Annotated in this window: 30 protein-coding genes; 3 read left to right on the top strand and 27 right to left on the bottom strand. The window is 28.3% G+C overall.

Going from position 1 to position 26426, the window contains the following annotated elements; genetic code table 11:
• Positions 1-5: 5 nt before the first annotated feature.
• The 10 genes from T483_RS0108460 to dapF all read right to left on the bottom strand — a co-directional run bounded on the left by T483_RS0108460 (position 6) and on the right by dapF (position 7294).
• Complete coding sequence (locus tag T483_RS0108460; protein ID WP_051560307.1) at positions 6-389, bottom strand: hypothetical protein; 384 nt, start codon at positions 387-389, stop codon at positions 6-8.
• 29 nt (positions 390-418) lie between these two features.
• The gene (locus tag T483_RS0108455; RefSeq protein WP_026886466.1) at positions 419-883 is read right to left on the bottom strand and encodes a competence type IV pilus minor pilin ComGF; all 465 of its coding nucleotides are present in this window, start codon (positions 881-883) and stop codon (positions 419-421) included.
• Positions 873-1298, bottom strand: a complete 426-nt coding sequence (locus tag T483_RS0108450; RefSeq protein WP_026886465.1) for a hypothetical protein — start codon at positions 1296-1298, stop codon at positions 873-875. Before T483_RS0108450 ends, T483_RS0108455 begins: the two co-directional genes overlap by 11 nt.
• Positions 1295-1741 (bottom strand): prepilin-type N-terminal cleavage/methylation domain-containing protein, encoded by a 447-nt coding sequence (locus T483_RS0108445; protein WP_026886464.1) that lies wholly within the window; start codon positions 1739-1741, stop codon positions 1295-1297. The genes T483_RS0108450 and T483_RS0108445 overlap by 4 nt, the downstream gene beginning before the upstream one ends.
• A complete protein-coding gene (locus T483_RS0108440; protein ID WP_026886463.1) occupies positions 1738-2853 on the bottom strand; it encodes a type II secretion system F family protein in 1116 nt (371 codons plus the stop codon). The genes T483_RS0108445 and T483_RS0108440 overlap by 4 nt, the downstream gene beginning before the upstream one ends.
• Positions 2843-4210, bottom strand: a complete 1368-nt coding sequence (locus T483_RS0108435; protein ID WP_196244859.1) for a GspE/PulE family protein — start codon at positions 4208-4210, stop codon at positions 2843-2845. Before T483_RS0108435 ends, T483_RS0108440 begins: the two co-directional genes overlap by 11 nt.
• Positions 4211-4418: 208 nt before the next feature.
• Positions 4419-4640 carry a hypothetical protein gene (locus T483_RS0108430; RefSeq protein WP_026886461.1) on the bottom strand — a complete coding sequence of 74 codons (222 nt, stop codon included), beginning with the start codon at positions 4638-4640 and terminating at the stop codon, positions 4419-4421.
• Between the two features lie 91 nt (positions 4641-4731).
• Entirely contained in the window at positions 4732-5154 is a 423-nt protein-coding gene (locus T483_RS0108425; protein ID WP_026886460.1) for a GNAT family N-acetyltransferase, read from the bottom strand.
• Between the two features lie 278 nt (positions 5155-5432).
• On the bottom strand, positions 5433-6440 hold the full coding sequence (locus T483_RS0108420; RefSeq protein WP_026886459.1) for a hypothetical protein: 1008 nt from the start codon (positions 6438-6440) through the stop codon (positions 5433-5435).
• Between the two features lie 26 nt (positions 6441-6466).
• Positions 6467-7294: a diaminopimelate epimerase gene (dapF, locus tag T483_RS0108415; protein WP_026886458.1), complete on the bottom strand. Its 828-nt coding sequence runs from the start codon at positions 7292-7294 to the stop codon at positions 6467-6469.
• Between the two features lie 431 nt (positions 7295-7725).
• Between dapF and T483_RS0108410 the strand changes: the two genes are divergently transcribed.
• The gene (locus T483_RS0108410) at positions 7726-9459 is read left to right on the top strand and encodes an Rqc2 family fibronectin-binding protein (RefSeq protein WP_026886457.1); all 1734 of its coding nucleotides are present in this window, start codon (positions 7726-7728) and stop codon (positions 9457-9459) included.
• Positions 9460-9528: 69 nt separating this feature from the next.
• Here T483_RS0108410 and T483_RS0108405 read toward each other — a convergent pair whose 3' ends face one another.
• The 4 genes from T483_RS0108405 to T483_RS0108390 all read right to left on the bottom strand — a co-directional run bounded on the left by T483_RS0108405 (position 9529) and on the right by T483_RS0108390 (position 13276).
• Complete coding sequence (locus T483_RS0108405; protein ID WP_026886456.1) at positions 9529-10374, bottom strand: MurR/RpiR family transcriptional regulator; 846 nt, start codon at positions 10372-10374, stop codon at positions 9529-9531.
• 245 nt (positions 10375-10619) lie between these two features.
• Positions 10620-11780 carry a THUMP domain-containing class I SAM-dependent RNA methyltransferase gene (locus T483_RS0108400; protein WP_026886455.1) on the bottom strand — a complete coding sequence of 387 codons (1161 nt, stop codon included), beginning with the start codon at positions 11778-11780 and terminating at the stop codon, positions 10620-10622.
• A gap of 23 nt (positions 11781-11803) precedes the next feature.
• Positions 11804-12340: a bifunctional pyr operon transcriptional regulator/uracil phosphoribosyltransferase PyrR gene (gene pyrR / locus T483_RS0108395; protein WP_026886454.1), complete on the bottom strand. Its 537-nt coding sequence runs from the start codon at positions 12338-12340 to the stop codon at positions 11804-11806.
• Between the two features lie 18 nt (positions 12341-12358).
• Positions 12359-13276 carry an RluA family pseudouridine synthase gene (locus tag T483_RS0108390; RefSeq protein ID WP_026886453.1) on the bottom strand — a complete coding sequence of 306 codons (918 nt, stop codon included), beginning with the start codon at positions 13274-13276 and terminating at the stop codon, positions 12359-12361.
• A 294-nt stretch (positions 13277-13570) separates the two neighbouring features.
• On the opposite strand from T483_RS0108390, the gene T483_RS0108385 reads away from it, so the two are divergent.
• Together T483_RS0108385 and T483_RS0108380 are read left to right on the top strand one after the other, a co-directional pair.
• On the top strand, positions 13571-14344 hold the full coding sequence (locus tag T483_RS0108385) for a motility protein A (RefSeq protein ID WP_026886452.1): 774 nt from the start codon (positions 13571-13573) through the stop codon (positions 14342-14344).
• A gap of 12 nt (positions 14345-14356) precedes the next feature.
• Positions 14357-15112 (top strand): OmpA/MotB family protein, encoded by a 756-nt coding sequence (locus T483_RS0108380; RefSeq protein ID WP_026886451.1) that lies wholly within the window; start codon positions 14357-14359, stop codon positions 15110-15112.
• A gap of 147 nt (positions 15113-15259) precedes the next feature.
• On the opposite strand, the gene T483_RS0108375 is transcribed toward T483_RS0108380, so the two are convergent.
• From T483_RS0108375 to T483_RS0108315, 13 genes are all read right to left on the bottom strand, one after another.
• Positions 15260-15892 carry a DivIVA domain-containing protein gene (locus T483_RS0108375; RefSeq protein ID WP_026886450.1) on the bottom strand — a complete coding sequence of 211 codons (633 nt, stop codon included), beginning with the start codon at positions 15890-15892 and terminating at the stop codon, positions 15260-15262.
• Between the two features lie 13 nt (positions 15893-15905).
• A complete protein-coding gene (locus T483_RS0108370; RefSeq protein ID WP_026886449.1) occupies positions 15906-16670 on the bottom strand; it encodes an RNA-binding protein in 765 nt (254 codons plus the stop codon).
• 3 nt (positions 16671-16673) lie between these two features.
• The gene (locus tag T483_RS0108365) at positions 16674-16928 is read right to left on the bottom strand and encodes a YggT family protein (protein WP_026886448.1); all 255 of its coding nucleotides are present in this window, start codon (positions 16926-16928) and stop codon (positions 16674-16676) included.
• A 12-nt stretch (positions 16929-16940) separates the two neighbouring features.
• Positions 16941-17393: a cell division protein SepF gene (locus T483_RS0108360; protein ID WP_026886447.1), complete on the bottom strand. Its 453-nt coding sequence runs from the start codon at positions 17391-17393 to the stop codon at positions 16941-16943.
• On the bottom strand, positions 17386-18066 hold the full coding sequence (locus tag T483_RS0108355) for a YggS family pyridoxal phosphate-dependent enzyme (RefSeq protein WP_026886446.1): 681 nt from the start codon (positions 18064-18066) through the stop codon (positions 17386-17388). The genes T483_RS0108360 and T483_RS0108355 overlap by 8 nt, the downstream gene beginning before the upstream one ends.
• Positions 18067-18157: 91 nt before the next feature.
• On the bottom strand, positions 18158-18892 hold the full coding sequence (locus T483_RS0108350) for a DUF881 domain-containing protein (protein ID WP_026886445.1): 735 nt from the start codon (positions 18890-18892) through the stop codon (positions 18158-18160).
• Between the two features lie 12 nt (positions 18893-18904).
• Positions 18905-19297 carry a small basic family protein gene (locus T483_RS0108345; RefSeq protein ID WP_026886444.1) on the bottom strand — a complete coding sequence of 131 codons (393 nt, stop codon included), beginning with the start codon at positions 19295-19297 and terminating at the stop codon, positions 18905-18907.
• Positions 19298-19309: 12 nt separating this feature from the next.
• Entirely contained in the window at positions 19310-20038 is a 729-nt protein-coding gene (locus T483_RS0108340; RefSeq protein WP_026886443.1) for a DUF881 domain-containing protein, read from the bottom strand.
• A 7-nt stretch (positions 20039-20045) separates the two neighbouring features.
• Complete coding sequence (locus tag T483_RS0108335) at positions 20046-20807, bottom strand: cell division protein FtsQ/DivIB (protein WP_051560303.1); 762 nt, start codon at positions 20805-20807, stop codon at positions 20046-20048.
• A gap of 190 nt (positions 20808-20997) precedes the next feature.
• On the bottom strand, positions 20998-22134 hold the full coding sequence (gene spoVE, locus T483_RS0108330; protein WP_026886441.1) for a stage V sporulation protein E: 1137 nt from the start codon (positions 22132-22134) through the stop codon (positions 20998-21000).
• A gap of 28 nt (positions 22135-22162) precedes the next feature.
• On the bottom strand, positions 22163-23143 hold the full coding sequence (gene mraY / locus T483_RS0108325; protein ID WP_026886440.1) for a phospho-N-acetylmuramoyl-pentapeptide-transferase: 981 nt from the start codon (positions 23141-23143) through the stop codon (positions 22163-22165).
• A 103-nt stretch (positions 23144-23246) separates the two neighbouring features.
• Positions 23247-24599 carry a UDP-N-acetylmuramoyl-tripeptide--D-alanyl-D-alanine ligase gene (locus T483_RS0108320; protein WP_026886439.1) on the bottom strand — a complete coding sequence of 451 codons (1353 nt, stop codon included), beginning with the start codon at positions 24597-24599 and terminating at the stop codon, positions 23247-23249.
• 184 nt (positions 24600-24783) lie between these two features.
• Positions 24784-26244 (bottom strand): UDP-N-acetylmuramoyl-L-alanyl-D-glutamate--2,6-diaminopimelate ligase, encoded by a 1461-nt coding sequence (locus T483_RS0108315; RefSeq protein WP_026886438.1) that lies wholly within the window; start codon positions 26242-26244, stop codon positions 24784-24786.
• Positions 26245-26426: the final 182 nt, after the last annotated feature.

Genomic DNA, 26426 nt, shown 5'->3' with positions numbered 1-26426 from the left:
TGATGCTATTTGTTATAGTCATCAAAATTATATGTTGGAATTAAAATTATTTTTCCCCCTTTAAAACTGTAAATAATTGATCTTTTTCTTATTACATCATCTTCTTTGTAAGTTGTTAATAACATTTTGTTGTTGTCTTTATTGTATTCAATTATATTATCATCTATTTTTTTATTAAAACTTTCCGAAAAGATGTCCTCTTTCCATTCCTCATCATTTAATCTCTCCTTATTCATCTCTATCATAAACTTATTTAGCACTTGTTCCTCACTTGAACTCAAATCATACCTATCCTTATCAAAATTATATAAGCAACCTAAATCATTATTGTTTTTCGTCATTTTAAATATAAAGCACCCTAGAATGCTCATTAAAGATAATACTATCATAGTACTTATTAATACAGTTCCTCTCTTCTTTAAATGCACTTAATAAATTCCTTTCCATCTTTATCACGTATTATAAAATAGATTAATTTTCCTTTTTCCTTAATTTCAAGATCATCTATGTCTTCAAGCATAGTATTTATAGTTTGCGTAACATCATATTTTGTATATTTTATAAAAACTTTTCCTTCATAAGATTTAATTATTTTATCCATATTCTTGAATTCATCATTCTTTGAAAATTTAATTTGGTTATTATTCACTGTTATCTCCTTAATTCCACCTTCGCTTACAATATCATCTAGATTTATAAAAAAATTTTGATAATTGTTATACTTTACGCTTGACTCAATTGATTCCAAATAAGCTTTATACATAGATATAAATAAATTTATTCCAGATGATAAGATCATTGTTGTTAAAAAGATATATGCTAATGATTCAATGATAGTAAACCCGCTCTTTTTTTTACAAATACATCCCATTTTATACTTCATCCATCCACCAACTTTTAGTAAATTTTTTTTCTACATTTATTTCATTCTTTCCTATTTTAATATTAGCTACTATTTCTAAATTTAAGCCAATATCATCCTCGCTTATTTTGTTTAACTTAATATCTTCTCCATCTTCTAATTCATCTAGATTTTTATCTGTTAATTCTCTACTAAAATCCCCATGATATTTGAATCCCATTTTATTTTCTAACATTTCATTTATTACTTCCTTTGATGTATTGTATTTCAATTCATTTTCCAAATTGCTTATTGTTCTATCGATTTCTTCTTGTAAAATTCTTTCTTTTAGAATATCAGTATTTTCTATGCTAGTACTTATAATAAATGTAGCAGTCAAGGTTAAAATCATTGCAGACGCTAATATTTCAATTAATATACTACCTTGTTTTCTCATATAGATTCACCATTCTTTATACTAATTAAATCCACTCCAACACCTATAGTTATATCCCGTCTTACACCACAATTATCTATTATCTTTATCGTATTACCCCTAGATATTTTTCCGTCTGGTGTTACCAATATACTTATATCTCCACTAATAATTTTTATTTCCTTCGGAATAACTACAGTCTTCTCTATACTATCCCATCCTTCTATAAATTTAATTTCATTTTTACTTACCTTTACGGTTATTTTCCCATAATTATTCTTTTCTCTACAAACCGCTTTACTATATGAAAGTAAATTTTGTATCTCATAGATATACTCTGAATTGTCCATATTTTTTGATACATTTCCAGCAAATTTACTTAATGATATTCCTACACTAAATAAAATTATTATTATAAAAATACTTACCATCGTCTCAATTAATGTGAATCCATCCCTTCTCATTTTCTTATGCCACCTTGAAGATTGTTAAATAACGGAAGGACAAATATTAACATAAATATAGTTATAAAACCAGCCATTATGACTACAAAAATCGGATTTATCAATTTTAAATATTTTTGTATTTTCTCATTAAGTCGATACTCTAAAGTATTTGCTAATTCTTTAAACCCCTCCTCTATTGTTCCTCCCTCTTCTCTAATCCTAACAATAGCTAGCGCATATTTTGATAAAACACCACTTTTCTCTAAAGATTCAGTTAGAGTTTCTCCACTTATAATATTTGAATTTATTTCAGTAATTTTGTTTCGTAAATACAAAAAACTCATACTATTCTCGCAATATTTAAGAGCTTGTGAAATATTTATTCCGGTACTTGTTATTATCGAAAAAAGCAATACCATTATATATTCAAAGAAAGATCTTACTATACTTATTTTCGTTAGTTTGGTTATGCTGATTTGATTAGATAAGCACCTTATAAGAATTACTAATATTAGAGCCCAAGAAAAAATTGCCACAGCAGTAACTAGATGATTGTGCTTAAAAGCAATACTCATATCATATATAATCTGGCATCCTTTTGGTAATTTAATATTCATAGATTTATAAATTTCACAAAAGTTCGGAATTACCTCATTTACCAAAAATAAGCTAAGTAATATCATTGAAATAAGGATAAATATCGGATAAATGCATGCATTTTTGATTTCTTTCTTAATAAATAGCCATTTATCATAATAAATACTTAATCCCTTTAACACCTCATATAGTTTTCCAGTATTTTCACCGATCGAAATTATTCCTATAAAAAATTCTGGATATAAGCCTCTAAATTCTGAAAATCCTTGTGATAAACTACTGCCTTGTTTTATTAATGCTAAAACTCCATATACACTATCCTTGTATATTTTATTTGATAATATATCGGCTACTAAATCTAACGCTTCAGTTATTCTTATTCCATCTTTATAAATCTGTGCTAAACTTCCCGATATTAATGCTAGTTGTTCTTCATTTACTTTATGTTTAAACTTTATTACTTTTTTTAAGCTAAGAAATGTTATATTTCTAAATCCTCTATAAGTTGAATTTCTAGCATTATTACCCCTCATTCAATCTTTCTCCTTCTATAAACTCTATATAATCACTATTAGATATCTTTCCTTGAAATAGTAGCTCTTCTAAATCTTTCTTCATGTTTTCATTTGATAGATATCTATTATCTTTATATAAATCACTCATTCTTTTTTCATCATTCTCCTGTAAAAAGTGAACTGAGCTTACTATTTGTCTTCCTGCATACCCTGAATAATTACAGATTTTACAACCACATTTTTTATATAATATATTTCCATTCACCGAATTTTCATCATCCACTTTCTTACAATCATCACATAAAATTTTCACTAATCTTTGCGATATTATTCCAACTAATGCATCACTTAATAGGTATGGCTTAATTCCCATATTCTCTAATCTTATATAAACTTCTCTAGCCGATTTGCAATGAATAGTGCTATACACTTTATGCCCAGTAATAGATGCTCTTACTGCCATATTAGCAGTTTCCTCATCCCTTATCTCACCGATCATAATAACATCTGGGTCCTGTCTTAATATACTTCTAAGACCATTTGAAAAATCTATGTCCAATTTTTTATTTAAACTCATTTGGTTGATATTAGGCATAACTATTTCAACTGGGTCTTCCAACGTTGTTATATTTAGAGACTTGGAATCGATTTCTTTTAATATTGTATAAATTGTAGTAGTTTTGCCTGAACCAGTTGGACCGTTAATTAATATCAGACCATTCTTCAAAGATATTATTTTTCTAATTAACTTAATTTGATCTTCTGAAAAACCTAAATCCTCAAGATTATAGTTAAAGTTATCGCAATACAATATTCTAATTACTAATTTTTCACCGTATACCACTGGTATTGAAGATACTCTTAAATCGTATTTTAGATTATTATAATTAACTATTATTTTCCCATCTTGAGGTCTTCTTTTTTCAGTTATGTCCATATTAGCTTTAAGCTTAATCTTCGATGCAAGAGTTATATATTCATCAGAATCTATTTTATGTACCAAAACTAAACTACCATTAATTCTATAACGTACATAAACGCAGCCGTTTTGAGGTTCTATATGAATGTCACTTGCATTAACCTTTATTGCATTAGATATTAATATCTCTTCTAGTGATTTATCATCTATACCAAATATTATATTTTTTAAATTTTCATAATTACTCTCATCTATTTCTTTGACAACTATGTTTTTGTTATATATAAATCTTAGATATTCTTTTGCTTCTTCAGTTACCCCATATGATAAAACTATTACCTCGTCCAATTTTTCTTTTATCGGAATAACTCTATATTTTTCACAAATTTCTTTTTTTAGATTTTTAGCAGTTCCTAAATCTACATCCTCAATTTCATATTCCTTAATTTTAAACACACCTATCTTATCTCATATTTTTTTCTAGCTTCTATTATAAATTCTGAACTTAAATCTCAGTAATTATTCAATTATATCCAAATAATGTAACTTTTTTATTATCAAAATAATAAAAAATCTTAAATTTTTAAGCAAAAAATCCTAGACATCAATCAAATGCCTAGGATTTTATAATAATTCGATGAACTAAATGTTAATACTATATTCTTCACTTTTTAACATCACTATATTTTCTTGCAGCTTTCCAAGTTTTGCCGTATAGCGATTTATGATTTTCATTTGGCTTAACTCCCCTCATCTCTTCTCTAATAATTGCTCTAGCAATAATCTTAAATTTCCTGAACTCCTCTTCACTGACTTCTTGACCAAGTAAATTCTTTGTTATCAGTTCACTAGTTTTTTTATTAATGGCTTTATCAAATTTATTCATTCTCTATGCTCCCATCTTACAATTTTAAATTCTAAAGATATTATTATCTTTAAAGCTTTAGTTTATCCACAAACTCTTACTTATTCTTTTACTATTCTGTAAAACCTTTCATCTGCATTTTAATTGAATTTCTAAAAAAAGCCATTCCTGTTTTCATCTTTCTAAAATTTAGCTTCTCATAAAATTTTTCTTTTCCAGGTGAAGCATACAATATTGCATTACATGTAGGAACGCACTCTAATATTTTATTAACAATCTTCTTCCCTATACTTTTGCCTTGATATTCAGGTAACACAGCTACATCATAAATTGCAGACTGATAAACTCCATCAGAAATTGCTCGTCCAAAACCAATCAGCTTATCATTATCAAAAGCAAATATAACAGCATAACTATTTTCAAATGCTTTTTTATGTATCTCTCCTTCATAATGACTCATTCCTACTTTTTCTAGTATCCTAGATACCTCTTTCCAATCTATACCACTAAAGTCATCTTGTAATTTTAGATTCATTTTACTATCTCCTTTTCTAATTAACATTCGAAATCAACTACTAATTTAGGTTTCTTTATTTAAATATGTATGTTGTAATAATAAACTTATATTTAAAATTCTATTAAACTAAGTACTCGGTTAAGGCCAAAGTGTAAAAACTCACTTGTAACATATATACTATTATTTTTATGCTAAGAATAGCATATACCCCTACGTAAGGTAAGAGTCAATACATTTTTATATTAATAAAAGAATCCTCTATCATATAAAGTATGATAAAGAATTCTAAATTCAAATTATTGTGTATATGCTAAAAAAACATATTCTGTTGAACTCTTGCCTATTTCACTTATGCTGCCATCTTGAGTATATGTATAAACTTGCTCTTTCTTAAGATCTCCACTGCTAGAACCTATAAATAAGATGTCTCCATTTTCATTTACTTCTAATCCTTTTTCTGTTTTTATAGTACTTGGGAAATCAAAGACTAATCTTTTTACCTTATTATCAGTCAATTCATATAAAGAATTAACATTATTATACGCTTTTCCTGTAAAATATAATTTATCTCTATTTATAATTATATCCGAAATTTCTTCTATGTTATCTGTCAAAAGCTTAACATCCTTTGTTTTTTTGTTTATCATCATTACTTCTTTTTTATTCTCAAGTGTCAATTGGAGAAATACTACATCGTCATCTGTTGATTTTATAAATGCCAAATATCCTTTTTTAATCTTATAAAGCAACTCTTCTTTATCTTCTTTTATATTATAAGTAAATAATCCATTAACGCCATCATTGCTTACCCCATAATAAACTAATGTATTTGAATCATACCAGTCATATAACGTTCCTGATATTGAAACACTAGATTTCATTTGAATTTCCTTATTCCCATTTGTATTAAATATTTTTAGCTTAAGCCCATTATCATCTATAAAGTAAGAAATATAATTTCCACCTTTTGATAACTTTAATCCACTATAATTTGCATCTGAAATTTCATATCTATGTCCACTATTAACTACATAATTTTTACCGTTCTCTACATATATATAATTCGAACTACTTTTATCATAATCTATGATAATCTTATTTTCCTTTGTTTCTACATATTTACCATTGTCATAATTATACAATTTATAATTACCGTCTTCACTTTTTAGTATAGCTCCTATATTTAACTTAATATCCTCTGTTACATTAGGTGTCTCTTCTTTTTTAGACGCGCATCCTAATACAAACAGGGGAATTAAAATGAAGGCAAAAATGCTTAAGCACTTTCTTACTAATGAATTCATTTTTTATTTCCTCGTCTTTTATAATTTTATAAAGAAATTTCACCTTTAAAAACCACTTCTGCAGGGCCTTTCATATAAACATCTTCGCCTAAAACTTCAATGATTAACTCTCCTCCAGGGGCTTTAACAAAAATTTCTTTAACCTTATTAACAAATCCCAATTTCTTAGCAACTACTACTGAAGCACTGCATCCTGTTCCACACGCTAACGTAGCTCCAGCACCTCTTTCCCAAGTATTAACTATTATATGAGTATCATCCACTATCTTCACAAAATTCACATTACTTCCTTCAGTGAATATATCCAGTTTTTCTATCTTAGATCCTTCTTGAATAACATTATACTCTCTATCACTTTCGAAGATTATTGTATGAGGAACCCCAAGAAGCAATGTAGTCATTTTATACTTTTTATCATCTACATTAATTTCTTTTTCTATAAGACTTTCCAAATTATTTAAAGGTATATCACATCCGTTGTAAGATGGATTACCCATATAGACTCTTACATATTTAACATTTTCATTTTCTAATATTATTTCAATTTCTTTAATTCCATCACCAGTCTCAACCGAAAATTTATCACCATTAGCTATTTTATGTTCATAAACATATTTTCCAAAACACCTTATAGCATTTCCGCACATGTTCGCTCTTGAACCATCAGCGTTTATTATAACCATTTTAGCATGGGCTAACTCTGATTTTCGAACAATAACAAGCCCATCGGCACCAATTCCAAAATGTCTATCACAAAGTTTTTTAGCTAATAAGCATTCATCTTTGATCTTATTATTAAAATCCTCAATAAATACAAAATCATTTCCTGCCCCTTGCATTTTATAAAAGTTCATTTAAATTCCTCCTATCGAATAACTATATTTTCTATAATTAATATTTATACATTTTGTAATCATTAGTTACTACACATTAAACTTTTGTTTTTAATCATTAATAATATCACCAAGTTTAAATTATAACTTATTTAAAAATTTTTCTATATACTTTTTTGAAATTTTTTATAATATCTAACACTTTTTTCATTTTATTATTGTTATTTTCATTTGTAATATATAATTTTGTAATAATAAATTTACATTTGCCATTCTAACAATCGAATAGCTCAATTAGGATTAATAATATGGAAACCAAATTACGATATCTAAATATAAAAATATTCATATATCTTTGGTTTACCCTTCTTCTCGTTTTTTGCTATTAATTGATAATTATATACCTATAATGTTATACTATTGATAGTTACACTAAGAAAGGATGACATAAAATGGCATTAGATGGTATCTACCTATATAGTTTAGTAAATAATTTAGAAAAATCAATATTAAATTCCAAAATAGATAAGATAAATCAACCTGAAAAAGACGAAATTATTCTGACACTAAGAAAAGATCGTCAAAATATAAAACTTTTAATTTCAGCCTCTCCTAGATTTGCCAGAATACATTTAACAAACAGTACTAAGGAAAATCCTATTAAAGCTCCTATGTATTTAATGGTTCTCAGAAAATACATACTAGGCGGCAGAATCACAAATCTTATCCAAAAGGATAGTGATAGAATTTTAATAATAGAAATTGAAAATAGAGACGAACTAGGGTTTGATAGTTTATACTCTCTTATAGTTGAAATTATGGGACGACACTCTAATATCACATTGGTTAGAAATAGAGATAATAAAGTTATGGAATCAATAAAGCACATTACTGCTGATATAAATAGTTATAGGGTATTGTATCCTGGAGTTAATTTTATTTATCCACCATCTTCCACTAAATTAAATCCTTTTTCTATTACTTTTGAAGAATTATCTTCTTTTATTACCAAAAATTCTATTACTTTTGATAATAAATTTTATTCTAATTGTTTCACAGGAATAAGTATACTATTGTCTAATGATTTATATTATAACATTACAAATTATAATAATTCACCTACAACAAGTGAAATTTATGAAAATTTTAATAAATTCATTCATAATTTAGATGAGAATATCTCTTACAATATGTATACAAACAAATTAGGAATTGTAAAAGATTTTTATTCTCTAAAATTAGATTCATTAGCTAAAGATTATTTATCAGTTCCATATGATAATCCTAACATATTAATGGATGCCTTTTATGAGAAGAAAGATAAACAAGATAGATTACAAAACAAATCCACTGATTTACAAAAACTTATTCATACAAACATCGATAGATGTAATAAAAAATCAAAAATACTTAATGAAACACTTAATGAGTGCGCTGAAAAAGAATCTTTTAAAATAAAAGGTGATCTTTTAACTTCGTACATTTATACTATAAAAAAAGGCGATAGCGAATGTACTTTGCTAAACTTTTATAACGAAAATCAAGAAGAATATCTTACTATTCCTTTAAATAAAACAAAAACACCTTCTGAAAATGTACAATATTATTATAAAAAATATAATAAGCTAAAGACATCTGAAGAATACGCTAAAGTTCAACTTGACAAAAATGTTCAAGAGATGAAATATTTAAATTCTGTGCTTACTAATATTATCAATGCTGAAAGTTATACTGAAATTGATGAAATAAAGAATGAACTGATTGAAACTGGGTATATAAGATTTAGAAAAAATAGCAAAAGTTCTAAAAAAGCAAAAACTTCCAAACCTCATCATTTTGTTTCAAGTGATGGGATTGATATTTATGTTGGTAAAAACAACCTTCAAAATGATTATCTAAGTTTGAAATTTGCAAATAAAAACTATCTTTGGCTTCATGCAAAAGATATTCCTGGTTCTCATGTTATAGTCTGCTCTTTTGATATACCAGATAAAACTCTTGAGGAAGCAGCTGTAATTGCAGGTTATTATAGCAAAGGAAAAGATTCATTAAAATTACCCATCGATTACACAAAAGTTAAAGAGTTAAAAAAACCTAATGGTGCAAAACCTGGAATGGTGATTTATCATACCAATAAAACTCTAATGGTAAACCCTACTGACTTTAATAAAATATTTAATTCATAGCTTATTAAAAAGAGATATATCTTAACTCTAAGATATATCTCTTTTTAACAAACATATACTAATTTTAGTTTAAATGAATAAATCAAATTTCCTGCATGCTTCTTCTAGTAATTCCACATTACTATTAAAAAACTCTTTCTTTTCTTTTTCAATAGATGTAATCAACGCGTTAATTAAACTTAATGGTGCAGCAAAAGACTCTATAAACTTTGTTCCCTTGCTTACAGCTGTTAATGTTATATCTGAATACGGCACAAGCGGAGACAATATATTATCAGTAATTGATATTGTTGTAGCTCCTTTTCTTTTCAAATGGGCGAAAATTTCTACTGTGCTTCTTGCATATTTCTCAAATGTAATGCCTATAATTACATCTTCATTATTGACTTCACTAATCTGCTTTGGAATTTGTTCTATATGCTCAATTAAATTTACGTTGTTAAACATTAAGTCTAGATAATATTTTAAAAACATTCCAAGTACAAAGGAACTTCTTCTCGCTACTATATATATTCTTTTTGCATTCAGTAGCAAATTAACAGTTCTTCTTAATTCATATATATTTAACTCCTCCATTGTCAGCTTAATATTATTTAGGTCTTCTTCAAATATGTTATAAATATCTCTTTCTTCACTATCACCTGAATCAGAGTCTATCCTTATACGTTCAGCCTTAGATACTTGCTGTTGCATAGATTCTTGAGTATCTTTTAAAAATTCAGGATACCCTTTATATCCTAAAAAAATCACAAATCTCGTGACAGTTGCTATGCTTACTCCTGATAATTTAGCTAATTTTTCTACAGTTAAAAAAGGTGTACTGTTGGGGTGGGCTAGTATATATTTTGCTATTTTTTCTTGTGCTTTGCTCATGTTCGGTATTTTCTCTGCCATTTTTTGATATACCTCTGACATAGTTTAAACTCCTTTCTCTTTGCAATTTAAGAACAGGCCTGCTTCGCAGTCCGTGTATTATTACTACTACTTTCAAAAGTTATCCACAAATTTGGATTAATTATAATTTCCTAAAGAACAAAAAAAGGCACTAACAATTCAAACTGATTGTTAGCGCCCTTGCTATCAAATTTTATTTAAATTTATTTTATCACTTTAAGAAAACTTTGTAAATATGTTTTCAAAGCTTTCTAATACCTTAAACTTTACTTTATTAATTCATTTATTAATATATCTCCAATATTTTTAATTTTATCATTATTAAAATATTGATAATAATAACATTTTATTTTACCATTATATAATTTTCTGTTCTTTGTTGATTTTGATCCAAATGTTTTTTCAAATGGTTCAAAAGAAGTTAATATATTAAAGTCCCAATTTTCCAATCTTTTCTTTGTATTTCCCATATGCTTATATAGAGCAGGTAATATTTCCATCTCACCTATTCTCTCTCCGTATGGAGGATTTGAGATTACAAAGCCATACTTTCTAGAAGTTGAAAATTCCATAAAGTCTCTTTTTTGAAATTGTATATATTTATCAACACCTGCTTTTCTTGCATTTTCCATAGCAACTTTAAGAACTCTATAGTCTATATCGTATCCTATTAGTTTTATATCCTTACTCTTTTCAGATTTCTTTGCACCCTCTCTTACTGATTCAAATGTATCTTTAGTAATTGAAGGCCATGTTTCACATACAAAACTTCTATTTACTCCTGGTGCAATATTTTGAGCTATCATAGCAGCTTCAATTAAGATTGTACCCGAACCACAAAATGGATCTATTAATTCAAACTCTTCATTCCATCTTGAGATTAGAAGCATTGAAGCTGCTAAAGTTTCTTTTAATGGTGCTGCTCCAGCAAGTTCTCTATAGCCTCTTTTATGTAATCCTGGTCCTGTTGTATCTATAGTAAGTGTAACGATGTCTTTTAAAATAGCCACTTCTATTTTATAAATCGGTCCACTTTCACTAAATGTCTCTATTCCATAGTTCTCACTCATACTTTTAACAACAGCTTTTTTAACTATAGATTGACAATCCGGAACACTATGAAGAGTTGATTTAATACTTTTACCAACAACATGCATAACTCCGTCCTCAGGAATTATCTTACTCCACTCTACCTTTTTAGTACCTTGAAATAATTCTTCGAAAGATTTAGCTTCGAATTCTGCCATTTTTATAAGAACTCTATCCGCAGTTCTTAAATGGATATTGCAAATTGCTATATCCATCTCATCTCCCTCGAAAGTTACTCTTCCATTTTCAATTTTCAAATCTTCATAACCAAGTGCCCTTAATTCTTTTGCAGTTATGCTTTCTATTCCGAAAGTACTTGTTGCAATTAACTCATACATATTTTTGCATTCTCCCTTTTTATCTATTTATCAAATATTTTTACTGAATCTTCTCCATCAATTTCTTTTAGAGATACTGCTATAACTTCATTTTTAGAAGTTGGAATATTTTTACCAACATAATCCGCCCTAATTGGTAGTTCTTTATGTCCTCTATCTATAAGAACTGCTAATTGAATACCTCTAGGTCTATTTACATCCATAATTGCATCTATAGCTGCTCTTGCTGTCCTACATGTATATAAAACATCATCAATTATAATTATCTTTTTATCTTTTATTTCAAGACCTAAATCCAAATTTTTAATCTCTAAATCTTCACTTATTTTAGTTAAATCATCCCTGTACAATGTTATATCTACAGATCCAACCGGAACATCTACTCCCTCTATTCCTTTTATATATGTAGAGATTCTTTTTGCAAGCGGGTACCCTCTAGTCTTAATTCCAAGTAGAACTAGTTCATCAATTCCTTTATTTCTTTCAATTATTTCATGAGAAATTCTTATTAATGTTCTATTAACAGCTTTTTCATCTAATAAAACTGATTTTAATTTCATGTTATTCCTCCATAATTATTATTTTGCTTCATTTCTTAATTTTTCTATTATCTCTTGAAAGTATTCTGGCAATTCTGTTGTAAATTCCATATACTCATTTTTGCTTGGATGAACAAAGCCTAACGTTTTTGCATGTAACATTTGACCTTTTAGTTTAAATCTTTGTTTTTTAAATCCATAGAGAGGATCGCCAACGAGCGGGAAGCCAATAGATGCCATATGAACTCTTATTTGATGCGTCCTTCCTGTTTCTAATATACATTTTATTAAAGTGTAACCATTGAATCTTTCTAAAACTTCATAATGTGTTACAGCTCTTTTGCCACCCTCTACGATTCCCATTTTTAATCTATCTTTCTTGTTTCTAGCCAAAGGTTTATCAATTATACCTTTATCATTCTTTAGTCTTCCTTCAACCAAAGCATAATATTCTCTCTTCATTGAATGATCTTTTAATTGCTCTGAAAGCTTATTATGAGCCTCATCATTTTTTGCCACAACTAAAACCCCAGATGTATCTTTATCAATTCTGTGAACTATTCCCGGCCTTATAATTCCGTTTATGCTAGATAAATCTTTACAGTGAAACAGCAAAGCATTAACTAATGTCCCATTATAGTTTCCTGGCGCAGGATGCACAACCATCCCCTGAGTTTTGTTAACAACCACTATATCTTTATCTTCATATAGTGTATTAATAGGTATTTCTTCCGCCTCAACCTTTAACACTTCAGGTTCATTAAATGTCACTTCAATTTCATCAAGAGCTCTTAGTTTATAATTACTCTTAGGAGTTTTATTATTAACCTTGATACTATCCTTTTCAATAAGCCCTTGAATAAAAGATCTTGATTTATCAACAAAAACTTCAGCTAAATATTTATCGATTCGCACCCCACTATCTTTTTCATTAACTATAAAAACATTTTTCTCCATAAATCAATATCCCTTCCTATTTAGCATATTCTTTCAACATTATAATATAATAACTTAGACTTTACAATTACTTAACACCTGAAATTTATTAGATTAATTTGTATTAACCAGTAGTCTTATATAATTTTATCTCCTAAATATATAAGTATTTTACATATTTTTTATAATATGCTATCATTCTTGTATAAGTGTACAAATTCATATATTGTATTAAATTTACATAAACATATATTAAATATTATGAAAAGTACTAAATATCAACTAGAATTTCATATATTCAAGGGGGATAATTTTATGGATATTATGACAATTTTAAGCGTACTATTTGCATTTATTTGTATTATAGTAGGCTTTATCATTGAAGGAGGAAATCCGATAGCTTTGTTACAACCCACTGCTGCAATGATAGTTATTGGAGGAACAATAGGTGCCGTAGGAATTTCATTTCCTTCCTCGACATTAAAAAAATTTCCAAGAGTATTATCAATAGCTTTCAAAAAGAAAGAAATTGATCTTAAGGGATATATAGCCTATTTTAAAGAAGTATCACTTAAAACTAGAAGAGATGGACTTTTAAGTTTAGAATCTGAGCTAACAGGTGATGATTTGGATCCATTTATAAAAAAAGGATTACAAATGGTTGTCGATGGCATAGACCCATCTGCTGTTAAAAGTATCTTAAATACAAAACTGGAGCAGCTTTCTACAAGACATGAAAACTGTATCGAAATGTTTACATCTGCTGGTGGCTATGCTCCTACTATGGGAATAGTTGGGACTATAACTAGTTTAGTTATAATACTAAGTTCTTTAAGTGACGTTGCCGCAATGGGCGAAAAAATCGCTGTTGCATTTGTAGCTACTCTATATGGTCTTGCTACTGCAAATCTTTTTTGGCTTCCTATAGCAAGTAAATTAAGAGAAATCGATAAAGAGGAAATCGCTGAAAAAGAAATGATCATCGAAGCTGTATTACTTATTCAAGAAGGAGTTAACCCAAATACACTAGTAAGCAAACTTGTTAGCTATCTAACTGAAGATGAAGCTAGAGATTTAGAAGAAATTTAAAGAGGTATGATTATGAAAAAGAATACAAAAAAAGAAAAAGATAATACCGAAAGATGGATGTTATCTTATTTAGATTTCATAACATTAATGATGATTTTCTTTTTAATGCTGTATGCTATTTCTAATGTAGATACTAAGAAATCTCAAACCTTAGCAAATTCATTAAAAATTGGATTTAACAGTGGAAATGGAGAAAACGTAATAGCTGTATCTGATAGTTCAAATTCTTCTCCTACTGTAGTAGAACAACAAAATACTCAGGATAGTTCAGAATCTATAACAGAAGAAGAAAAATTATCTGATGTAAAAAAGAAAGTGGATGATCTCGTTAATAATTCCGAGTTAAAAGGAAGTGTTACTACATCCATTCAAGAGAGAGGTCTCATAATAAGCTTCAATGATAGTGTATTCTTTAATAGTGGGCAAGCTACTATTAAACCTGATTGGCAAAGCAAATTAATATCTATTTCAAAGATTCTAAACGATATCGATAACTATATACACGTTGAAGGACATACTGATAATGTTGTTATTAATAATGATTATTTTCATTCTAACTGGCAGCTTTCAGCTGTAAGAGCCGCAAATGTAGTAGAATTTCTAATTTCTAAGGGAAACGTTAAGCCTGAAAGATTATCTTCAGTAGGCTACGGAGAATATAGACCTGTTAAAAATAACAATACTGAAGAAGGCAGAGCTGCAAACAGAAGAGTTGACATAGTAATATTGAATACTAAATTCAATAATTCTGAAACTCCAAAAGAATAAAATTAGTTGAATTTAGAAAGGCTATCCTAAATGTAAATCTTTAGGATAGCCCTCCTATTATTCAAAAAATACATATTCTTCATTTTATTACGTTATGTAAATAAAATATGTATAATTTTTATTTATTATTTTTGTCCCATAATAAATTTATTCACCTTGAACAAAAAAACTTTTAATTTCATTTAGCTCATCATTTAGTGAAGGATCATTTTCCTGAGTTTCTATGTTTTCACTTACCACATTAGGAATACTTGTCACTTCTTTTTCAATTATTCCTTCATTAGTTACCTCATCTTCTTCTATCGGATCAGATACATTATAGTTTTTTATAAAATCCTTCTCTAAATCATCAAAAGTTTCTAATTGTGCATTCATGAAATTTCTATATTTTGCCCTAAATTTAATAAATTCTTGTTTAACTTTTTCATATTCATCATTTATTTGAATAACATCATTATGTGCTTTATCCATGATCTTTTGAGCAGTTTCATTAGCATTTTTCATCATAAATTCCGCTTCTTTTTTTGCCGAATTCTTTGCTTGCTCTGCAGCATTTTGAGCCAATAATAATGTATTTTGTATAGTACTTTCGATTTTAGAATAGTGCTCTACCTTTTCATCCAAATTAGCAAGTTTCTCTTTTAGATTTGCATTTTCTTTATAGAGCTCCTCATAATTATCTACTACTTCATCCAAAAATTCATCAACTTCGTCAGAATTGTATCCTCTTAATCCTTTTTTAAATTCCTTGTTATTTATATCCATTGGTGTCAACTTCATACTTTCACCTCTATTATGTATATTTTTTGATAATAACTTTTATCCTTCCACTTTTGCTATTTCCAATAGAATTACCTAATATAAATTTTCCAGAACCTCTTATAGTAATTCTCTCTTTTCCTTTTAGTTCATAACTTTTATCTTTTATCTTAACGTAATCTATAAGCACTTGACCTTGTTCGATCATTGCTTGAGCCTTAGATCTAGATATATTTATAATTTTAGAAACAATCCCATCAATTCTCAGAGAAGAAACCAAAACTACTTCTTCTTCAAAATTAACTTTTGGTAAAAATTCAAAATCATCCACCACTTTTACATTACAAATAACCTTAGAAATTCTGTTTAAATTATATACAATAAAATCTTCTACTTCTTCGTGAACTGGCACATAACATGTATTATTATTTGCTAATAAATCACCTATTTTATTTCTTTCTATTCCTAGAGATAGAATTCCGCCCAAAAAATCTCTATGAGTAAGATTAGAAAATTTCGAAGTACTTTCAATTTTAATCAATTTCATAGGAAATGGACTTTTATATATGTTATTAAAAGAAATCATCCTTCTTTCAGAATCATCTAAAAGTCCATTACTTTCAATTTTCAAATCATTACTAGAGAGGTTTTTCTCAAACCACATCCATATATTTGGGGTATAAAAATTTTTCCCAAATACAGTTATGTTTTTATCTCTAGCTAGTAAATATTTCTCATATAAATTCAATGCATCATTTCTATCATCATCTGTAAAATACTTTGCTATTTTTTCTTTCATAATTTATTGTATAATCCTTTGTAAAAAATTTATAATAATCAGTGCAAATATAGGTGAAAAATCCAATGGTAATCCAGGGCTTAATCTATACTGTAACCTTCTAATTGGTTCTAGAACAGGATTGACAAAACTATGCAACAACTCAATAAATTTATTTCCCTGGATTTGCGGCATCCACGAAACTATACATTCTATGAATATAGCTAGCTCTAATAAGTTTAGCAACATATCAAGAACTATGTAAACACTATATATCATAATTTATACCTCCTACTTTGACCAATTAAATAGAGCTTTTGAACTTAGTTCATTTTTTAATTCATTTGTTACTTCTACGTTTGATGGTGAAAGAATATATACTCCCTTTTCAATTTGCTGTAATTCTCCGCCTAAAGCATAACATGAACCACTTATGAAATCTAATAATCTTTGTGCAATCTTTATTTCTAGAACTGTTGTATTTACTAATACTATTCTCCTATTCTTAAGTGCTTCACAAATCTCAGTAGCCTCCTCGTAATCGATTGGCTTAGTTATTGTTACCTTTGTAGTTGAAGATGTATGGATATTTACAACCTTACTATTCTTCTTATTTGTAATAACAGGTTCTATTTCGTCTTCATCCTTCCCCTGTTCTTCATATTGTTCTTCCTCATAATCATCATACTCTTCATAGTCCTCAAAACCTAATAAAGATTTAACTTTTGATATAACATTACCCATTATTTTCGCCTCCTAAATTATAATTTCTTTCTCCAAATATTCCTGTTCCTATTCTTACCAAGTTAGAACCTTCTTCTATAGCTGTCATAAAATCATGAGTCATTCCCATTGATAATATGTTCATACTAATATTATTATAATTTTTTTCCTTAAGCTCATCAAATATTTTTTTTGTTTTCTTAAAATATTTTCTATTGCTTTCCTCATTCCCTATTGGAATAATAACCATTATTCCTTTTACAGAAACAAATTTACATTTTTCAATTGCTTCTATAAGTTCATATAAATTTTCTTCCAAAATTCCACTTTTGCTTTTCTCTCTTCCAATATTAATTTGAATTAAAGTATTAGCAACCTTATTAACCTTACTAAACTGCTTTTCAATTTCATTTAGTAAACTAATACTAGATAAAGAATGTATTAAATGTACGCTATCTACTAAATACTTAACTTTGTTACTTTGAAGCTGTCCTATAAAATGCCATCGCACATCCTCATGAAAATTTTCGGATTTTTTTACTAACTCTTGGACCTTATTTTCTCCAAAATCTCTCATTCCTGCCATATATGCGTCTTCCAGATCCTCTAATGGCTTTGTTTTTGAAACAGCTAATAGCGTTACTTGTTCTGGAATTTTGGATTTTAGTTCTTCAATATTTTGCTTAATTCCCATACTATAACACCTTACTAATTATTCCTTTCTTTATCACTTTGTATTATATTCTATATAAACTTAAAATTTCCTCCTTAAATATCAATTAATTTCATTTTTTACTCTCATCCCTACTCATATATTTTACGTTTGAATTTGCTGTTGTTGGTGGCATAATTATCTTATCTACCACTTGAATATCAACATAAAGTTTTCTAAGCATCAATTGTTTAACATGACTTCCATCTTCAAGCAAAGCCGCCTTCAATTTTTCTGGATCTCCTATAGCATATATATTAAAAGGTGCATACTCCATTCCACCATCATCAAATCCTAAAAATGCCCAGTTGCAAATCACTCCAGACCATGGAAGTATTCTATGATTATTAACACTAATTGCCTCAGCTCCAGCAACTCTAAGTTCATTTAAAACAAGTGCCATATCATTATCATGTAAAAGCTTATTATTTATTTCATCTGTATTCTCTTCAAGAGCATTTGTAGTTCCATCATTTATCTTAAGTATAATTCCTGATCCCTCTACATTATTTGATCCAATAAATGTTCTATAATCACTAATTTGAGTTTTCATATCATCAAGAATCTTGTCATTTTTTTTATCATTCTGAACATAGTTCCTAATTTTATCTCTTTTCTCATTATTATCTTCTTGAAGATTTCCAATATCTCTATATAATGCTGCCCTTTCTTCAACCGCATTTTGGTACTCTGCTGCATTTAATTGACTATATGACTGAATACCTTTAAAATTAAAATTCATTGATATTAAAACCCCTAATATTATGGTTGCAATGAAAACAAAGAAAAAACCTTTATTATTTTTCATCACATCACCTCTCTATTTATCATCATGATTTTCTTTATCTATAGAAATATTTTTAGACCTATTCCTTCTTCTTATTTTAAATTCTTCCAATAACAATCTTCTTATTATTGCAAAGTTATCAAATATCCTTCCTCCGAAAACTATTACTGCCGCCATATATATGGGTATTCCAAGCTTATCACCTAAATAAGCAAGTCCTGCTGCAAGTAATGCATTTCCAAAAAAGCCAGATATAAATATATCCGCTTGGAAGTTTTTAGAAAGATTTCCTCTGACTGCTCCAAAAACTGAATCTAAACATGCCAATATGGCTACAGACATATATGGTGACAATTTATCAGATATATTAACATCTAATACAAATCCAAGTATTATTCCGATTAGTAGTCCTATAATTGCTATCAAATTAACTCTCTCCTATTCTTTAACTGATTTAATAAAGTCACTCTTTAATGACTGCTTCGATTTTCCTATAAATATATCATCTTCTGATTTAACTTCATTATTATAGTTAGGAAGAGCAAGATATTCTAATGAACCTGGGAAAGAAATTCCAACATTAAGTCTGCCCTTATCTCCAATTGCCTTAATTGTAATTTTATCTCTCGGATAAACTTTTCCAGTAGAACCTATGGCTATTCCATTTCCTGCAGTCTTTATCCCTGTTTGTGGCGTTATTCTAATATCATTTATAGATATTGCCTCAGCTCCTGAATACCAAAGTAAGTTAACTATATGAACCAATTCATCTTCTCCTAGATCTCTGTTACTATCATTTGTCGTAGAGCCAAAAATAGATGTTTTAGGTGTTATTGTAAGAACGATTCCCTGACCTTTAACATCAATTATGCCTAAATGCATTCTGGCCTCATCAAGTTGATTTTTTATATCTTGCCCCATGTCACCGTTTTTAGCTGCTGTTTCTTCCATTTGCTTTAACTGGTCTGATAATTTTGAATTTGTTGAAGCTAATTCCTCTTTTTCTTTTTTTAGAGATTCAACTTCTGAAATAATATCATTTTTATCATAATTGCTAATTTTCGATTCTATATTCTTATTGGATAATACCTTAAATTGATATGCTAATAAAAAACCTAAAAGTCCACAAACAATTGCTATAAATAATTGTGATCTAGATATCTTCATTAATTACCTACCTTTCTTCCTTATAATATACAGGTGCACCATTAAATCCTACATCTACATATCCTTTAACAATCCCAATATCAGGATTTTGAATTATATGTAATAGTTTATTCATTTTATCCGGTATATTTTCATCATTACCAAGTCTTCCTTCTACTTTGCCAACATATACTTTTATGTTCGTAAAATCACTTATATCAACATAATCTATATTATAGTTTGTCGGATTAAGTTTTATAATTTGATAAAAAATATCTAAAAAATCTAATACTCTAGTATCATCTATCATCTTGTGTCCTAGCTCTACATCTTTTAAGTCTATTCCCTTAACATTCACTAAACTTCTATTTTCAATGTTATCTGTTTTTTCAAGCAAATTTCCGCCATTATCCAAAACATATTTATATCCATCCTTTTCAACATAATATATTCCTTGTTTTTCTGAAATTTTTATGTTAACTTGTTTTGGATACGACTTGCTTATTTCAACATTTTCTACGTATGGATTCTTTTTAGCATTGCTTATTATATTTTGTTTATTTATAAATAGAATATTCTGACCTATTAGATTCTCTGTACTATTCTTAACATCTTCTCCACTCATTATTGGATTTCCTAAAATAGAAACTTTTTTAATGATGAAAAAATTCGATTTTATTGCAAAAATTGTTCCCACTATAATTAAAACTATAATAGTCATAATTATTTTTCTCACCACTCTTCTTCTTTGTGACCTCAAAATTAATTTATTATTATTCGTTTTTACCATACCCATCCCTATTCTTATCTATGACTTATATATTTAAACACTTATTATTTTATAATCTTTAGTATAAATTTCATATATAATAATACCACTTTAATGATATATTTTCATCTAAATTTTAAAACGACTTTAAATAATTACTTAAAAAATACAGGACAAAGACTTTTATAGTAATTCTTTGTCCTGTATTTTTTTATATTTCCTTAAATTCATCTTTTCCTTCAGTTTGCCTTGATATGTTTAAAAGTATTCCTATTGCCGTCATATTTATTACTAACGAAGTTCCTCCATAACTAATAAACGGTAAGGGAACCCCTGTAACTGGCATCGAACCTGTAACAACTGCAATGTTTATTAAAGATTGAACTGCTACAACTCCAGTTATACCTATTGCAAGAAGAGTACCATATGTGTCTCTAGCTTTCATCGCTACACTTATTCCTCTCCAAACAAATATTACAAAAAGTAATATTATACATATGCATCCAATAAGACCCAACTCTTCGCCTATGATGGAGAAAATAAAATCATTATGTGGCTCTGGCATATATAAAGTTTTTTGCCTTGATTGGCCAAGGCCAAGCCCCGTAACTCCACCAGCACCTAATGCATAAAATGATTGTATCAGCTGATATCCATCACCTATTGGATCCTTCCATGGATTTGTAAAACTCATTAATCTTTTCATTCTATACGGTTCTAATACTGTAAATGCAACCGCTGCTGCAACTAATGCTGGTGCAACAATTCCAAATAAATGCTTTATTCTTCCACCTGCTGCAAATAAAACAAGAAATGTAACTATCATTATAACCGAAGCTATACTTAAATTTTTTTCAGCCAATACAATGGCAGCATAAAATCCTGATGTAGCTAGATAAGGTACTATTCCAGTTTTAAAATTTTTTACTCCTTCACCTTTTACCTCAAGGCTTCTTGCTAAAAATAGTACTACAACGTATTTCGCAAGCTCAGATGGTTGAAAGCTTAACGGACCTAAATTAATCCATCTTTGTGCTCCATTAGTTCCTGGAAAAAGAAACACTGCTAATAGTATAGGTATAGTCGCTATCATTATTATAGCTGTATATTTCTTTATCTTATGATAGTCAACACTCATCGCTACTGCCATTGCTATAATTCCAACGACTCCAGCCATTAATTCTTTTTTTAGAAAAAACATACTATCCTTATACATAAACATAGCATAATAAGAACTTGCAGAATATACCATAACTACTCCAATTGTTAAAAGTAATGCTACAGTATAAAATATTCCATAATCTATTTCACCCATTTTTGATTTTCTTTTGGACCCAATGACCTTCATACATAAATCCTCCAAATCTACTACTTAACTAAAGTGCTATAAAGCCAATTATACATAAAATTGCTGTAATACTTGAAAAAATCGTTACTATTTTCACTTCACTCCATCCAACTTGTTCAAAGTGATGATGGATTGGAGACATTCTAAATACTCTTTTACCTGTTAATTTAAATGATGTAACTTGAATTATAACAGATAATGTTTCAATTAAATATATTCCTCCGACTATAATTACGAACAACTCCATCTTTAACATCAATGCTATTGTCCCAATAACTCCCCCTAGAGCTAACGAACCTGTATCCCCCATAAATATCTTTGCAGGAAATGCATTAAATTTTAGGAATCCAAGCAATGCTCCAGCTAATGCTATTGCAAAAACTGCTACTTCAACATTTTGTGTCCTAAAACCAATAATAGCAAAAAAAGTTAATACTATAACTGTAACTGAAGTTGCAAGTCCATCTATACCGTCAGTTAAGTTCACAGCATTAGTTACTGCTGCATAATATATTACTATAAATGGTATGTATAATATTCCCAAATTCAATCTGAAATTTTGATTTATAAATGGAATCAAAATGTCTGTACCCACATTTGTATATCCATACCATGCTAAAGCTACTGAAAATAAGACTAATAAAATCATCTTTTGTGCTGCTCTTAATCCTAGATTATCTTTATGAATTATTTTTAAAATATCATCTAAAAATCCGATAAATCCAAAAGCTAAAAAAGAATAGAGTAATATCATTTCTTTACTCATAGGTTTTTGTCCCATAATTAATATAGCGGTAGCTGTAGCTATAAAGAATATAAGTCCACCCATTGTTGGTGTTCCAGATTTTTTTTGATGACTTTTAGGTCCCTCTTTTCTTATATTTTGACCAAACTTTAGCTTGTGTAATATTGGTATAAATATTGGTCCAAGTACTATTGAAAATGCGAACCCCATAATTAATGGTGCTAAAATCTTTGAGTTGATTAATAAGTTTATTGCTTCCCCCATCCAGTGTTGCCTAAAGCATCCGAAAGAAAATAATCATGCTAAGCAATTATTTCCTTGAAGATCTTAATTAAGGCAAGTCACCTCCTTCGTGTTATTTTAAATTCTATAGATATTTGGTTATTTCCTCAAATTTTGCACTTCTAGATGCTTTAATTAAAATAGTATCATTTACTTTAATCATATCAGTTAATCTCTGTATTAATTCCTGTTTACTCTCAAACACCATTGCATCCTCTCCGAAGCCTTCCTTATAATACTCCTTAAATTCACCAGTAGTTAATAGAATATCTGCTTTATCTTTAGCAAATTTACCAACTTGGATATGTGCTTCTTTCGCATAATCTCCAAGCTCGCCCATAGTTCCAAGTACTGCTATTTTTCTAGTTCCAGAATAGTTTTTTAGCACTTCAAGTGCTGCTTTCATAGAATCTGGATTAGCGTTATAAGAATCATTTATAATAGTAAACTCATCCCTATTTATAACTTCAAGTCTCATAGAAGTAGCATTAAAATTCTCTAACCCCTTTTCCATCTCTTCAAAAGTCAATCCAAAATTTCTTGCTATTTGTATTCCTATAAGTGCATTTAAAACATTATGCTCTCCAACCATATTTAGAGTAAATCTATAATTTTTATTATTATCAGTAACTACATCAAATGAAGTATTTTCAGATGTCAACTTTATATTTTTAGCATAAAGATTATAATTCGAATCATAACCTACTCTTTCTAAATTAAACTTATCACATTCAACTACTGTTTTTAGCATATCATTTTCACAGTTCACTATTAATGAATTTTTATCTTCAAAGAAATCTGATATAGACATCTTCTCTTTAAGTATATTTTCTCTGGTCTTCAAATATTCTATATGAGCTACTCCAATATTAGTTATTGCACCAACATCTGGAAGTGCAATGCTTGCTAGCTTATTTATTTCTCCAAAATTACTCATTCCCATTTCAAGAACAGCTATATCATAATCTTTTGAAAGTTCAAATATCATAAGCGGCAATCCAATTTCATTATTGAAGTTTCCTTGAGTTTTAAAAACATTGTATTTTCCGCTTAAAAATGCAGCTACCAAATCTTTTGTTGAAGTCTTTCCAGTAGATCCTGTTATGCCCACTACCTTTATTCCAATTTTTTTTCTATAAAATCTGGCTAAATCTCCTAAAGCTTCTTTAGTATCTTTAACTTTAATAATGGTTCCTCTATTTTTTAAATCCTCAATTTTAAATTTCACATCATCAATTATTACTATAGATGCCCCTTTTTCAATAGCTTTTAGTGTATAATCATTTCCATTAAAATTCTCTCCTTTTAATGCAATGAATAAATTGTTTTTCTGAATTTTTCTAGTATCAGTTGAAACCTTATTAAAAAGTCCTTCATTATTTTTAACTATTATTTCTCCATCTACCGCCTTAATTATCTCTGCTAAATTTAAATCCAAGTCCATCCACCCCTTAATTTTCAGTTAACTTCATCGATTAAATAACAGTCAACATATTTATGAAAGAAAACCCGAAAATCTTTCTCTAATTTTATAATTACAAAAATTTATATATTATAAAGATTTCTTATGATAATCACAAATATCACTTAAATCCGTCATTGTTACATTATGACTAAAATATTTAATTGTTCATGCTATCTAATATTTCTTTTACAATTTCTCTTTCATCAAAATGTATTGTTTCATCCCTCAATACTTGATAAGTTTCATGACCTTTACCTGCAATAACTATTACATCATCTTTTACAGCTATATCAATAGCTTTTTTTATTGCTTCTTTTCTATTTTCTATTACTATATAATTATCTTTATCAAGACCTTCTTCAATGTCTTTTATTATGCTTAATGGTTCTTCACTTCTAGGATTATCAGATGTTATAATTGTAATATCTGCAATATCCGTTGATATCTTGCCCATTTCAGGTCTTTTTACTTTATCTCTATCTCCTCCACAGCCAAATACTGATATTAACCTTCCTTTTGTAAAGGCCTTCGCTGTCTTTAATATATTTTCCAAACCATCTGGAGTATGCGCATAATCTATGATGATTTCATACCCTAAATTATATTCTTTTGCTACTCTTTCACATCTTCCTAAAACTACTACATTTTCAATACCACTTTTAATATCTTTTACAGGTATATCTAGTTTAAAACAAGCCACTATTGCACCTAACGCATTATATATATTATATTCACCTGGTATATTTAAAATAAATTTTTCATCTTCTTGTAAATTGAGCTTAAATTTAATCTCTCTACTTCCCATTTCTTCATCAAATGCTCTAAAATCCGAAGTACTTTTCACCGAAAATGAATATATATCATTACATGTTAAATTGTTTAAATCACTAATTACTTTTCTCCCGTAATTATCGTCAACATTAACAATTTTTATTCTAGATCTTTCAAACAATTTAAATTTTGCCTTATAATAATTCTCAAAAGTCTTATGAAAATCCAAATGATCTCTAGTCAAATTAGTAAATATTCCAACCTGAAATTCAATACCATAAACTCTATCTAACTCCAACGAATGGGAAGATACTTCCATAACGCAATACTCTACGCCCTTATCAACCATTTCCGAGAATAATTCTTGAAGCTCTAAAGATTCAGGAGTTGTCCTTTCAGTATGAATTTTCTCATTGCCTATAAAATTTGCGATAGTTCCAATCAAACCAACTTTTTTATTGCTTTCTTCTAAAATATGCTTAATCATAAAAGCAGTAGTAGTTTTTCCATTAGTTCCAGTAACTCCAATTATCTTCATTTTAGAACTAGGATTATCATAATAATTTGCCCCCATTAATGCCAATGCTTTTCTTGTATCATTGCATTTAATAATGGTAATATTCTCATCCTTTATTTCTATATCATCTTGGATTACTATAACTTTTGCTCCGTTTTCAATAGCTTTTTCTATATATTTATGGCCATCAGTGGCATATCCTTTTATACAGACAAAAACATCATCAATACCAGCTTTTCTGCTATCATAGTTTATTTTGTTAACTTCAATATCAATATCACCCTGAATTGATTCATAATCTATTCCTTTTAAAATACTTTTCAAATTCATATTGAATTCCTCCTAATTAACTTATCGTATATGAATATTTTAATTTATATTTTATATTAATAATTATTACGTTTAAGAAAATTAAATGCACAATTATTATCTAATCTCAGCGAATATGATTTATTTTGTATGTAATGATCTTATGAACTATGAAATCCATTAATTAGAACTTATATGATAAA

This window comes from Clostridium beijerinckii HUN142 (genome assembly GCF_000621745.1).
Classification (GTDB): Bacteria; Bacillota; Clostridia; order Clostridiales; family Clostridiaceae; genus Clostridium; species Clostridium beijerinckii_A.
The sequence above is the reverse complement of the archived record's forward strand: the minus strand, read 5'-3'. Positions and strand labels throughout refer to the sequence as shown.

Coding starts and splice junctions, on each gene's coding strand:
- T483_RS0108375 (WP_026886450.1), bottom strand. CDS start 15,892: ATGAAGTTGACACCAATGGATATAAATAACAAGGAATTTAAAAAAGGA.
- T483_RS0108380 (WP_026886451.1), top strand. CDS start 14,357: ATGAAAAAGAATACAAAAAAAGAAAAAGATAATACCGAAAGATGGATG.
- spoVE (WP_026886441.1), bottom strand. CDS start 22,134: ATGAAGGTCATTGGGTCCAAAAGAAAATCAAAAATGGGTGAAATAGAT.
- T483_RS0108450 (WP_026886465.1), bottom strand. CDS start 1,298: ATGAGAAAACAAGGTAGTATATTAATTGAAATATTAGCGTCTGCAATG.
- T483_RS0108390 (WP_026886453.1), bottom strand. CDS start 13,276: ATGGAGAAAAATGTTTTTATAGTTAATGAAAAAGATAGTGGGGTGCGA.
- T483_RS0108365 (WP_026886448.1), bottom strand. CDS start 16,928: ATGATATATAGTGTTTACATAGTTCTTGATATGTTGCTAAACTTATTA.
- T483_RS0108430 (WP_026886461.1), bottom strand. CDS start 4,640: ATGAATAAATTTGATAAAGCCATTAATAAAAAAACTAGTGAACTGATA.
- T483_RS0108355 (WP_026886446.1), bottom strand. CDS start 18,066: ATGGGAATTAAGCAAAATATTGAAGAACTAAAATCCAAAATTCCAGAA.
- pyrR (WP_026886454.1), bottom strand. CDS start 12,340: ATGAAATTAAAATCAGTTTTATTAGATGAAAAAGCTGTTAATAGAACA.
- T483_RS0108440 (WP_026886463.1), bottom strand. CDS start 2,853: ATGAGGGGTAATAATGCTAGAAATTCAACTTATAGAGGATTTAGAAAT.
- T483_RS0108445 (WP_026886464.1), bottom strand. CDS start 1,741: ATGAGAAGGGATGGATTCACATTAATTGAGACGATGGTAAGTATTTTT.
- T483_RS0108370 (WP_026886449.1), bottom strand. CDS start 16,670: ATGAAAGAAAAAATAGCAAAGTATTTTACAGATGATGATAGAAATGAT.
- T483_RS0108360 (WP_026886447.1), bottom strand. CDS start 17,393: ATGGGTAATGTTATATCAAAAGTTAAATCTTTATTAGGTTTTGAGGAC.
- mraY (WP_026886440.1), bottom strand. CDS start 23,143: ATGGGGGAAGCAATAAACTTATTAATCAACTCAAAGATTTTAGCACCA.
- T483_RS0108335 (WP_051560303.1), bottom strand. CDS start 20,807: ATGGTAAAAACGAATAATAATAAATTAATTTTGAGGTCACAAAGAAGA.
- dapF (WP_026886458.1), bottom strand. CDS start 7,294: ATGAACTTTTATAAAATGCAAGGGGCAGGAAATGATTTTGTATTTATT.
- T483_RS0108425 (WP_026886460.1), bottom strand. CDS start 5,154: ATGAATCTAAAATTACAAGATGACTTTAGTGGTATAGATTGGAAAGAG.
- T483_RS0108405 (WP_026886456.1), bottom strand. CDS start 10,374: ATGTCAGAGGTATATCAAAAAATGGCAGAGAAAATACCGAACATGAGC.
- T483_RS0108420 (WP_026886459.1), bottom strand. CDS start 6,440: ATGAATTCATTAGTAAGAAAGTGCTTAAGCATTTTTGCCTTCATTTTA.
- T483_RS0108455 (WP_026886466.1), bottom strand. CDS start 883: ATGAAGTATAAAATGGGATGTATTTGTAAAAAAAAGAGCGGGTTTACT.
- T483_RS0108340 (WP_026886443.1), bottom strand. CDS start 20,038: ATGAAGATATCTAGATCACAATTATTTATAGCAATTGTTTGTGGACTT.
- T483_RS0108460 (WP_051560307.1), bottom strand. CDS start 389: ATGATAGTATTATCTTTAATGAGCATTCTAGGGTGCTTTATATTTAAA.
- T483_RS0108385 (WP_026886452.1), top strand. CDS start 13,571: ATGGATATTATGACAATTTTAAGCGTACTATTTGCATTTATTTGTATT.
- T483_RS0108410 (WP_026886457.1), top strand. CDS start 7,726: ATGGCATTAGATGGTATCTACCTATATAGTTTAGTAAATAATTTAGAA.
- T483_RS0108315 (WP_026886438.1), bottom strand. CDS start 26,244: ATGAATTTGAAAAGTATTTTAAAAGGAATAGATTATGAATCAATTCAG.
- T483_RS0108350 (WP_026886445.1), bottom strand. CDS start 18,892: ATGAAAAATAATAAAGGTTTTTTCTTTGTTTTCATTGCAACCATAATA.
- T483_RS0108400 (WP_026886455.1), bottom strand. CDS start 11,780: ATGTATGAGTTAATTGCAACAAGTACTTTCGGAATAGAAAGCATAACT.